This window comes from Mucilaginibacter sp. 3215, assembly GCF_050433785.1.
Classification (GTDB): Bacteria; Bacteroidota; Bacteroidia; order Sphingobacteriales; family Sphingobacteriaceae; genus Mucilaginibacter.
Genome location: NZ_JBNPWO010000022.1, coordinates 81,179 through 92,779, shown reverse-complemented (window position 1 = coordinate 92,779; position 11,601 = coordinate 81,179). Strand labels below are relative to the sequence as shown.

At 42.1% G+C, this 11,601-nt stretch carries 8 protein-coding genes; 4 read left to right on the top strand and 4 right to left on the bottom strand.

What is annotated here, in order from left to right; all coding sequences use genetic code 11:
• Positions 1–81: 81 nt before the first annotated feature.
• The 3 genes from ABIC84_RS24575 to ABIC84_RS24565 all read right to left on the bottom strand — a co-directional run bounded on the left by ABIC84_RS24575 (position 82) and on the right by ABIC84_RS24565 (position 2,872).
• Positions 82–1,611 carry an efflux RND transporter permease subunit gene (locus tag ABIC84_RS24575; protein ID WP_429265294.1) on the bottom strand — a complete coding sequence of 510 codons (1,530 nt, stop codon included), beginning with the start codon at positions 1,609–1,611 and terminating at the stop codon, positions 82–84.
• 93 nt (positions 1,612–1,704) lie between these two features.
• Entirely contained in the window at positions 1,705–2,088 is a 384-nt protein-coding gene (locus ABIC84_RS24570) for a hypothetical protein (protein ID WP_429265293.1), read from the bottom strand.
• A 352-nt stretch (positions 2,089–2,440) separates the two neighbouring features.
• Positions 2,441–2,872: a DUF302 domain-containing protein gene (locus ABIC84_RS24565; protein WP_429265292.1), complete on the bottom strand. Its 432-nt coding sequence runs from the start codon at positions 2,870–2,872 to the stop codon at positions 2,441–2,443.
• A gap of 540 nt (positions 2,873–3,412) precedes the next feature.
• Here ABIC84_RS24565 and glgP point away from each other — a divergent pair.
• A complete protein-coding gene (gene glgP / locus ABIC84_RS24560) occupies positions 3,413–5,080 on the top strand; it encodes an alpha-glucan family phosphorylase (protein ID WP_429265291.1) in 1,668 nt (555 codons plus the stop codon).
• Between the two features lie 223 nt (positions 5,081–5,303).
• Here glgP and ABIC84_RS24555 read toward each other — a convergent pair whose 3' ends face one another.
• Entirely contained in the window at positions 5,304–5,663 is a 360-nt protein-coding gene (locus ABIC84_RS24555; protein ID WP_091164385.1) for a DUF1304 domain-containing protein, read from the bottom strand.
• 353 nt (positions 5,664–6,016) lie between these two features.
• On the opposite strand from ABIC84_RS24555, the gene ABIC84_RS24550 reads away from it, so the two are divergent.
• The 3 genes from ABIC84_RS24550 (at position 6,017) to ABIC84_RS24540 (ending at position 11,601) form a co-directional block, all read left to right on the top strand.
• The gene (locus tag ABIC84_RS24550) at positions 6,017–6,595 is read left to right on the top strand and encodes an RNA polymerase sigma factor (RefSeq protein WP_429265290.1); all 579 of its coding nucleotides are present in this window, start codon (positions 6,017–6,019) and stop codon (positions 6,593–6,595) included.
• Positions 6,596–6,772: 177 nt separating this feature from the next.
• Positions 6,773–7,939, top strand: coding sequence for a FecR family protein (locus ABIC84_RS24545; protein ID WP_429265289.1), 1,167 nt, complete (start codon positions 6,773–6,775; stop codon positions 7,937–7,939).
• A 227-nt stretch (positions 7,940–8,166) separates the two neighbouring features.
• A complete protein-coding gene (locus ABIC84_RS24540) occupies positions 8,167–11,601 on the top strand; it encodes a SusC/RagA family TonB-linked outer membrane protein (protein WP_429265288.1) in 3,435 nt (1,144 codons plus the stop codon).

Genomic DNA, 11,601 nt, shown 5'->3' with positions numbered 1-11,601 from the left:
AGGCAATAAGCACTATAACTCGGTCGGCCACACTGCACGGTTCAGCAAATCTATGTCATTTCACCTTCAGAGGCCACGGATTTAAACACTCAGGAAGACGGCGCTCATCATAGGGATGTAAGTGAGTGATAAAATAAAAGCGCCCAACAGCGCAAACGCCACGGTTTGCGCCATAGGCTTAAACATTTTACCCTCGATTCCCTGCAAAGTGAAGATCGGCAGGTATACTACTAATATAATGATCTGGCCAAAAACGGCGCTGTTCATCATTTTGCTGGCAGAACTGTTCACTTCCTGATCCATTTCTTTCTGCCCAATCTTGTCAGTTAATGTAAAATGTTTGCTATGGCTAAGGGTATGCATTACGGCTTCTACAATAATTACGGCCCCGTCTACGATCAAACCGAAATCAAGCGCACCAAGGCTCATTAGGTTACCGCTTACACCAAAAAGGTTCATCATGATAATGGCAAACAGCATCGACAACGGGATCACAGAGGCAACGAGTAAACCTGCCCTGAAATTGCCAAGGAATAATACCAGTACAAATACCACAATGAGTGCCCCCTCAAGCAGGTTGCGCTCCACAGTACCGATGGCGTTGTTCACCATTTTGGTACGGTCCAGGAAAGGTTCAATCTCAACGCCTTCTGGCATAGTTTTCTGGATTTGTGCTATACGTTCCTTTACGTTTTTAATCACCTCGCTGCTGTTGGCACCTTTCAGCATCATGACAACCGCTCCCGCAACTTCGCCTTCGTCGTTATAGCACATCGCACCATAACGGGTAGCATAGCCTATTTTAACGTCAGCCACGTCTTTAATAAAAAGCGGCGAGCCATCGGCAGTATTTTTAATTACCGTATTATTGATATCTTCCATATTGCCGATCAGCCCCTGGCTACGGATATATACCACCGTCGGGCCTTTTTCAATATAAGCGCCGCCGGTGTTCTGGTTGTTACTTTCCAGGGCCTTAAAAACATCGGTTATGGTAATATTATGGGAAAGCAGTTTATTAGGATCAACTTCAATAGAATACTGTTTAAGCTTCCCGCCAAAGCTGCTCACTTCGGCTACACCTTTGACGCCGAGTAACTGGCGGCGAACTATCCAGTCCTGTATCGTACGGAGCTCGGTTTCGTTATACCTACCGGCATAGCCCTTTTTGGGGCGCACTACGTATTGGTAAATTTCGCCCAGCCCGGTGCTTACCGGGCCCAACTCGGGTGTGCCGATACCGGCGGGTATCTGGCTTTGCACTTTTTGCAAACGTTCGGCAACCTGCTGTCTCTCCCAGTAAACATCTGTAGCGTCGTCAAAAACAATGGTAACCAGCGACAGGCCAAACCTGGAAAAACTTCGGATCTCTTTTAAGCCCGAGATATTGCTGTTCGCCTGCTCTATAGGGTAGGTAACCAAACGTTCGATATCTGTAGCTCCGAATGATGGGGCGATGGTAATAACCTGTACCTGGTTGTTGGTAATATCGGGTACGGCATCAATGGGCAGCCTGGTAAACTGATAGCTGCCATAGCCAATAAGGGCGATAATAAAAAGCCCTATGATCAGCTTATTCCGCACGGAAAAAGCGATAATATGATTTAACATAAAATAAGATCTTGAAAATTAGTAATTCAAAAAGCAGCGCATAGCAGGAATAGCCAGGCTAAGCGCTGCAAACAACATAAAAACGACCGCTAATTAGGATTTTGGCGGCTGCCAGATGCTGGATAAATAAGTTGAGTGGTTAAACCACTGATCGAAGGCATGTAATTTCGTTTTCGTTGAGAATGCCAGGGGAGGGACGAGTGGCTGGAATAATTGAGGAACCAGCACCGGTGATATCGTCGCTGTGCAATTATCTGCTGTTTTGAAAGGCAGCTTCATGTCTTCCCTATAGTCTTTATCCTTCGGGTTGCCATGCATGTAATGCATGTCCAGAAATTGCAGGAATGAAATGCTCTTTTTTTCCTTCCGGTGTTCGGCAAAGTGTTCAAAAACCACAGGCAATTTCAGCAACTGGTGGAGTTCAGTTGTTGAGAACAGGAAGGTTGTTAAAAGCAATATGGCCGTGAACTTTTTCAAAACTATACAAAAGTAACAATTAATAAACAATCGTTTTTGACGCAGATCATATGATTATTAAGTTTTAATCATTTATTAATATGCGCGATCGGCTCAAAATGAGGTCCGGAGGTCATCGCAGCCGCATTTGGTCCTTTTTTCATATTCAGCCTTCGGTTCCAATACGATACCAGGCTGTATTTCTTCATATACTGAAGCCCGCTAAAAAAATAACTGTCATACCGGGCGATTTCTTTGTCACTCGTGGGAATTATATCTCATTTAGCGGTCATTGGGATTGCCTGCGAAGCATGCCTAATGATGACGTGTATTAATGATATATCCCTATATCCCTGTGTTGAAGGTGCATAATTCATAGTTCCTTGATAACCTTTTTTAGTTTGTCTTTTACTTCAGTTGCGATCCTATGTAAATCTTTGTTTAGTATGAGCTTCATGGATGCTGCCGGGTTTATGGCGGATACTTCCACTTTGCCAGGTTTTTTTTCCTGTACAATTATATTACAGGGCAGCATGGTACCGATCTTATCTTCGGCTAATAAGGCATTGTAAGCAAATGACGGGTTACATGCACCCAATATTTTATAGTTGTAAAAATCTACACCCAGCTTTTTCTTTAATGTCGCCGTTATGTCAATCTCCGTTAATAGGCCAAACCCTTCTTTGTTTAAGGCGCTCGTAACCCGTTGAATAGCTTCTTCGAAACTTCCGGTTATTTTTTTGTTGAAATAGTATTTCATTTTTTGTGGATTTATTACTACACTTTTTACGCTTTTAAATTTCATGGTTTAATGACTCAAAATAAATGACTTAGCTCATTTATGAGATTGATGTAAATCATCGGTGGCAAATCATTGGCTGCGGAGGTGAATTGAGTTTGAATAAAGCTGATTTCATTGTTTTTAATGCCTGATTTTCCCGCCTTTGCTGACGAATTTTAAACCCTAAAGAAACCAAAACCCAAGACTGGAAAATGGGGGAATGACGAAAAGTGCTGACATGGAAGGGTATCATTGTGAAAGAATTGTTGTAAACGGAAATATTAACAGCGGCTTTATGTTTTAAAGGATGTAGGAGTGAGGTCAGTTATTAAAGTCAATTGCGGGCAGGTTTCAAATTTGGCTGTTAATTCATCGTTTGAATTTTAGTGGCTTGTGCGTACTGTCATATAATATCCTGATCCGTGTCATTCCCGGTTAGCAGAGAAACACCAACATTTGAAAAACATTCATCAGAACTTGTGAAAAACAGAAATTAAAATAGTCTACAATACTAATATACTCGTCAGTTTTAAAATAGCTACGGATCTTTTTTTTTTAAATCATATGAACTTCTCCTTTCAGCATCCTTACCCAATAAACCCGGAATACCAAGTGCCGGTCGCTTATCTTTGCATGGAATATGCCGTCCATCAGCCCCTTAAAACCTACTCAGGTGGCCTCGGCTATCTTGCAGGCTCTTTAATGAGGAGCGCCTATGAACTCAGGCAGAACGTTATAGGTATCGGAATCTTGTGGAAATATGGGTATTATAACCAGGGAAGAAAGGGCGATGAAACCATGGAGGTACTCTTCCAGGAAAAAATATATCACTTCCTCATTGATACCGGCATTAAATTTACTATCAAGGTATCCGGCTATGATGTTTGGGTTACAGCATTTTACCTGAAGCCTGAAATTTTTAAAACGGCTCCTATATTTTTCCTGACAACAGACCTGCCGGAGAATGACTATCTGGCTAAAACCATTTCACATAAGCTTTATGACAGTAATCCTGAAACGGGGACTGCTGCTGCGATATTGCTGGGCGAAGGCGGGGCACGCTTATTAGAAGCAATCAATTTCCAACCGGATATTTATCACCTGAACGAATCACATGCCTTACCCATCGCATTTTATTTATATAAAAAATATCAATCCGTTGAGGAAGTAAAAAGAAGACTGGTTTTCACTAACCATACACCCGAACCTGGCGGCAACCAACGGTCTGATTTGTTTCTGCTTAATAAAATGGGGTTTTGGGGGGATATTCCAATAGATGAGGTAAAGGAAATAGCGGGTTGTCAGGGCGACGTTATGGATCATACCTTAACTGCGTTTAGGTTCTCCGGCAAAGCCAATGCTGTGTCGAAAATGCATTTAAACACGCTACAAGGAATATGGAATGGAAATAATGGCATTTGTGAACTTACCTCTATAACCAATGCCCAGAGCTATTCTTATTGGGCAGACAAGGAAATGTATGCGGCATTGGAAACTAATCAGATGCAAAAGCTGGTGGAAAAGAAAAAAGCAGGTAAGCGTGCACTTTTTGACGAGGTAGCGGACCAATGCGGCGTTCTACTCGATCCTGAAGTGCTCACCATTGTTTTTGCGAAGAGGTTTGCCGGGTACAAAAGGCCGGAATTGCTATTGCATGATATGGACTTTTTTCACCAACTGCTAACTAACAATAAAATGCCGATCCAAATGATATGGGCTGGAAAGCCTTATCCAATGGATTATGATGCGATAGCCAGTTTTAATAAGATCGTAAACTTATGTAAGGATTACCCAAACTGCGCGATTTTAGTCGGTTATGAATTGCGTTTATCACGATTACTTAAACAAGGGGCAGACGTCTGGCTCAACACGCCGCGACTCACCCACGAAGCTTCAGGTACGAGCGGGATGTCGGCGGCGATGAACGGATGTATTAATGTTTCGATTCCAGATGGCTGGTTTCCGGAATTTGTTGTGGATGGAGTGAACGGTTTTGTTATACCCAATACTGAAATTAGTGAACATAAATTTCAACAGGATGAAACCGATGCGCATAACTTGTACAATTTGCTGCAAAAAACAGTCATTCCCCTGTATTACGATCATCCGGATAAATGGGTTGAAATAATTAGGCGCAGCATGCAGGATATATTCCCTCTCTTTGACAGTAACCGGATGGCAAATGAGTATTATAAACAGCTTTATACTATCAACGGTACTAATATTTGTTAATGTGGGCTTCTTCGCTACTTCCCATAACCTTTTGAGCAGCCGGTTCACAAACCTCGGGGGCGATGCCACGCTTGGTCGTAAGTTCGACACGTTGTTGGTTTTTATCCAGGCAGCAATCGAAACCGTGAATTGTTTGTTGTAACCGGCTATAGCATGACCAATCCCTTGATAGTTTTTTCCATTGTGGCCCGGATAAAAGATTGCGTAAGGTTAATAAATGCGCTCACCTCATCATGATTAATACAATGACCAGTATTGCAGGTACGGCCTGTATATAGAAGATCTTTTTGGTTACTGTAAGTGCCCCATAAATACCAGCTACGGCAACACAACTCAGGAAAAACAGGGCCACGTAGTTATGCCACTGTGCGTCGCTGATAAAGAATGTCCAGATCAGACCCGCTGCTAAAAATCCGTTGTATAAACCCTGGTTAGCCGCTAAAACTTTGCTGTTTTCCAGTTCCTGCAATGATTTGTTGAATGCCTTGGGGCCGCGGGTTGTCCAGGCAAACATTTCCAACCATAATATATAACAATGGATAAAGGCTACCAGGCCGATGAGTACTTTGATAATAAGATCCATAGATTTTGATGTCTTAAGTATAAATGTAGTAAATGTTATAGGATATATTGTACCGGGATTCTGTTACGCCATTAAGCCTTAAACCTTAAACTTATTCTGTAGGTGGCATTCAAGTACAAATGAATAACCGTGTAAATTACAATAATTAAGAAAGCGGCCATCAGATTAAGGCTAATCGGAGCATTCTTGCCATGCTAAGCTGATAATTCTCTGCCATCGGGGTTAAACCCGTTTATAAGATTTTATTTTGCCAGATAATTTCTATATTTGGATTTGACACATATACAATGAGCATTAAAACACCATGATGTTTGTGTAATTAACCTGATCAACATAGGAAATTAAAATAACGCATGGCCCCTCTTGACTTGTCAGACGACGATGCCAAACTTCTGAAACTCATTAGTGAAGGTAGCAAACCTGCCTTTGATGTATTATACACCAAATATTGGAAACAGGTTTATAACGCTGCATACAAACGGGTTAATGATATTGAACGCGCTCAGGATATTGCTCAAGACGTATTTGTGCAGTTATGGGTGCGCACGTCAACGTCGCCGATTGAGAACCTGCCGGCTTATTTATTGGTTGCCGCTCGCAACGGCGTTTTTAAATATATGGAAAAGGAATCGCGCTATGCGGCCTTGCCTGATACAGTCCATGAAATTGAAAGCCATCTTGGTCGCGCCGATGCTAATGTGCTTCATGACGAATTTTTGAAAGCTTTCAATGAGCTTATAGATACTTTACCGCCCCAGCAGCGTATTATATTCAACTTGCGCTTTAATGAAGGCCTCTCAAGCCAGCAAATCGCCGATCAACTGGAAATCTCCCCCAAAACTGTTCGTAACCAAATGGGGAAGGCCCTTGCAACACTTCGCAAATCACTTTTCTTACTTCATGTATTGCTTTATTTTTATCAAAAAGGTTGATAAAACGTTTTTTCTTTAATGAAGATGCGCTATTTTTATCAATTATGATGATTGGTTGATGATATTTTATCATTTTGATTTTAAATGCGCATTATTTTTAAATAAAACATTAAAAATATTTTCAATTAACATGGGCTATTTTCATTTTGCCGACTCATGTATATATAAAGGATGTAAATGGACGAGGCGAACAAGCAATATTTTATACAAATACTAACAAAATACAAACGTGGCGAGGCTACCCAGGAAGAAATTAAATTCCTGGAATCGTACTATAACCTGTTTGATTTGAACGATGACCTCATTACTGATGAAAATGAGGCCGACTACCTGTATCTGAAAGATGCTATTAAAGCAAAGGTTGATGAGAGGATAGCGCAATACGAAAAAAAGCCGGTTACCATGCCTTTAAGATCGGGTTGGACCAGATATGCCGTGGCCGCCTCAATTCTGTTGTTTATTTCGGTTGGTGCTTACTTTTTTATTCGTAACCGGTATAAGGCCGATAATTTGGCCGCAAACTCTTACAAAGGCATAGTACCTGGTACCAACAAGGCTACGCTTACTTTGGCCAACGGCACAACCATATCGCTTGATGATGCTGCTAACGGACAAATAGCTAAACAAGCCGGGGTTAAAATTACCAAAATGGCCGATGGGCAGATCGTTTACCAGGCCGAGGCGACCGGGCAGAATCAAGCCGTTCAAAATATGGTTACCACCCCTAACGGCGGGCAGTACAAGGTCATCCTGCCCGACGGCACTAACGTGTGGCTTAACGCGGCATCGTCAATAACTTATCCAACCGTGTTTAAGGGAGCGGAACGTGAGGTAACGCTCAATGGCGAAGGCTACTTTGAAGTAACAAAAAATAAAGCAATGCCATTCAGGGTAAAATCGGCATTGCAAACTATTGAGGTGCTCGGCACGCATTTTAATATCAATGCTTACGGCGATGAAGCTTTGGTTAAAACCACCCTGTTGGAGGGTTCGGTAAAGGTAACATCGGCAACAAACTCAATACTTATTGTTCCCGGTGAGCAGGCGGTAGTAAGCCGTGCAGGCAATGGTACTGTCAGTAAACAACAAGTGAACCTTGACAAAGAAGTAGCCTGGAAAAACGGCGTATTCTCATTTGCAGATGAGGATATCCGCGAGGTTATGCGCCAGGTAAGCCGCTGGTATGATATTGATGTGGTTTATGAAGGCGATATGCCAACGGAGAAATTTTTTGGTGAAATTTCAAGGAGCAGTAACCTGACCGACGTTTTCAGGATCCTGGAGCTTAACAACATGAAATTTGCGGTGGAGGGCAAAACAGTGAAGGTATCCTACAGTAAATAATATTTAACCTTAAACTTTATACTTACTTACAACTAAACAAACTAAATGCTAATCACTAAAACAAAACTTAATGGATAAACAACTACGATAAATCTCAGACCAATCTCATATTAACAGACCAAAAATTAACCGGAAGCCTCTCACCGCTTCCGGTTTAAAATAGGTCAGGCAGCACAAGATGTCGAAGCCCTGGGCTGCATTTTATTAACCCAATCTTATTCAAAAATATGAAATTAACTTTTCTTTACAACGCCGTATGCGCAATACGGGGGGTAAAGTGCAAATTCTTATTAGTATTGAAACTCACCACTATACTGTTGCTTGTTGGCGTGTTGCACTTATCCGCTGCAAGTTATTCTCAAACGGTAACCATATCCGGTAAAAACAGGAGTCTCGAATCGGTTTTTAAGGATATAAAACAACAAACAGGCTATTTGCTTTTTTACAGCGAAAAAGTAAATATAAAAGGCAAAACAGTGGATGCCAATTTTCATGACGCGCCGCTTGTTGATGTGCTTAACACGTGTCTTAAAGATTTTGATCTGAGTTTTACCATTGTTTCTAAAACCATCGTAATTCAAAATAAAATACCCGAACCCCGTCCGGCTCCGGCTGCGCCGATGAGCAAAATTTCGGTGAGTGGCCGTGTGTTGGATTCGGTAAGTAAAACCACCTTGCCAGGTGTAAATATTGCTGTTAAAGGAGGCAGAGGAGTAATAGGCCAAACCAACGACAAGGGGGAGTTTAATGTACAGACAGATGCAGGGCAAACATTAATATTCTCATTTATGGGCTACAAATCGGCGGAAGTTAAAGTGGTAGCTGGGCAATCGATTGTAGTGAGGCTTTTGCCTGATATTAATAACATTAAAGACATTGTGGTAACCGGTTACCAGGTTATTAAAAAAGATAATTATACCGGTAACGCCATCACGGTAAGCGGTGCAGATCTGAAGCGTAATAATCCGCAAAACGTGATCAAAAGTATAGCCTCGTTTGATCCGTCGTTTAAAGTACTTGATAATAACTTTATCGGTTCGGATCCAAACAAGCTGCCAAAGATAAACGTAAGGGGCGCCACGGCTATCCCTTCCATCAATGATAAAATACTTGACCGCAATAACCTTTCAAGCAATTATAACCTGCCGGCCTTTATCCTTGATGGCTTTGAAGTATCGCTTCAAAAAGTAGTTGACCTTGATATTAACCGGATAGAATCGGTAACCTTGTTGAAAGATGGTGCCGCTACCGCGGTTTACGGTTCAAGGGCCGCCAATGGTGTAATGGTTATTACTACCAAAGCCCCGGTTGCCGGAAAGTTACAGTTATTATACAATTATGAGCTTACTTTTAATGGCCCGGATCTGTCAGATTATCATGTGCTTAACGCAAAACAAAAGGTAGCTTATGAACAATTGGTTGGTTTATATGATACCCAAACATCCACAAGTGGTGATACCCAACAAGATAAGCTTGACGCCCAGTTGTTCACGCGCCTGAAAAATGTTGCAAGTGGCGTTAATACTTATTGGCTGTCGCAACCTTTAAGAAATGCCTATCAGCAAAAACATTCGGTATACGCGCAGGGCGGCGATCAGTCGTTCCGGTATGGTATCGATCTGCGTTACCAGACACAGCCTGGTGTTATGAAAGGCTCGGACAATACGCGGTATAGCGGAGGTGTTAATTTCACCTATAACCCAAGCTCAAAACTTATCATCAGGAATGATTTGACCATTACGCAGGTTAACCAGGCTAATTCTCCTTATGGCGATTTTTCGACCTATGTAAATGCCAACCCATATTTCCCGATAAGGGACAGCACAGGCAGATTGCTGCAGGAACTTGCCAACTGGCGTGTAAATACTTTTCGTGAGGGAAAAGATCAATACATTACCGAAAACGTATTTAATCCCTTATATGAAGCCAGCCTGAGCAGCTTTGATAAATTGGCATATACGGAGATCCTGGAGTCGTTTTCAGTCGATTATAAATTATCAAAAAGTTTGCGTTTAAGGGCATTAATGAGCGTAAATAAAACCAATACAACATCTGATAAATATGTATCACCGTTAAGCAGTGTTTTTTACAATTTTGCCGCCGATCAGGCGAATAACAAAGGAACCTACGATTATGGTACCAATGCCAGCCTTAACCTCGACGGTAACGTAACCATCGGCTATAACAAGCAACTGGGCGATCATTATTTCAACCTTGTGTTAGGTGCCAATATTTTAGCCTCAAAGGCTGATGTTAAATCATTTTCGGCCCAGGGTTTTTCAAACGATAGGTTCACCAATATAGGTTTTGCCCGCATTTATAAAGAAAACTCAGGCCCTTATGGCGATGTAACCAGGTCAAGAACGGCCGGCGCTTTCTTTTCGGGTAACTATGCGTTCCAAAACAAATATCTGTTAGATGCATCCGTAAGGGTTGATGGTTCATCGGCTTTCGGCGCCGACAGGCGTTACGCTCCATTCGGATCCCTTGGGATTGGTTGGAACATTCATAAGGAAAGCTTCTTCCGGGGTTCAAATGTAATAAGCCAGTTGCGTCTTAAGGGAAGTATTGCTACCCTTGGTTCTATCAGCTTCCCGGCGTACCAATCACGTTCAATCTACCTGTATGATACACAACACTGGTATTCCACAGGTATTGGCGCTACTATATTAGGCTATGGTAACAGCAACCTGGAGTGGCAAAAAACCCGCACAACCGATGTAGGGATGGACATCGGTTTGTTTAAAGACAGGATCGTTATCTCACCAAGATACTACTACAAACTTACCAAGGGATTGATCACCGATATTAACCTTGCGCCGTCAACCGGCTTCAATACCTATAAAGATAACCTTGGTGATATGTCAAATAAAGGTTATGAGCTTTACCTCGTAGCACAGGTTTTCCATACCTCCGACTGGAACATTAACCTGACCGGTAACCTTGCTCATAACGTTAACAAAATAGTGAGCATATCCGACGCACTTAAAGCCTTTAATAATAACATCGATAACTTCCAGACCAATAAGGATAACAACGCTTTTTCAACCCCGCTAACCCGGTATGTTGAAGGTAAGTCATTGAACACCATTTACGCGGTAAAATCATTGGGTATCGACCCTGAAAACGGTAAAGAGATCCTGGTAAAAAAAGATGGTACCCTAACCTATGTGTGGGATGTTAAGGATGTGCAGGAGGTAGGTAATACTACGCCAAAAGCCGAAGGATTTTTTGGCAGCACAGTATCATACAAAAGGTTTATGCTAAGCTTTAGCTTTCATTACCGTTTTGGTGGCCAGGCCTTTAACCAAACGCTTATCGACAGGGTTGAAAATGCCGACCCTCGCTTTAACGTAGATAGCCGCGTACTGGAGCAAAGGTGGAAACAGCCGGGCGACCACACGTTTTTCAAAAACATTACCGACCTCACCGATACCTATGTATCATCACGGTTTATACAAAAAGATAACCTGATCGAACTGCAGTCGCTTTACCTGTCATATGATTTTAAGCCAAATGCTATTCGCCGTTTGGGACTTCAAAATCTGAGGCTGGCAGCCACAGCAAACGATATTTTCAGGGCTTCAACTATTCAGGCAGAACGGGGGATCTATTATCCCTTCGCCCGCAGCTTAACATTTTCATTATTGGGTTCATTTTAA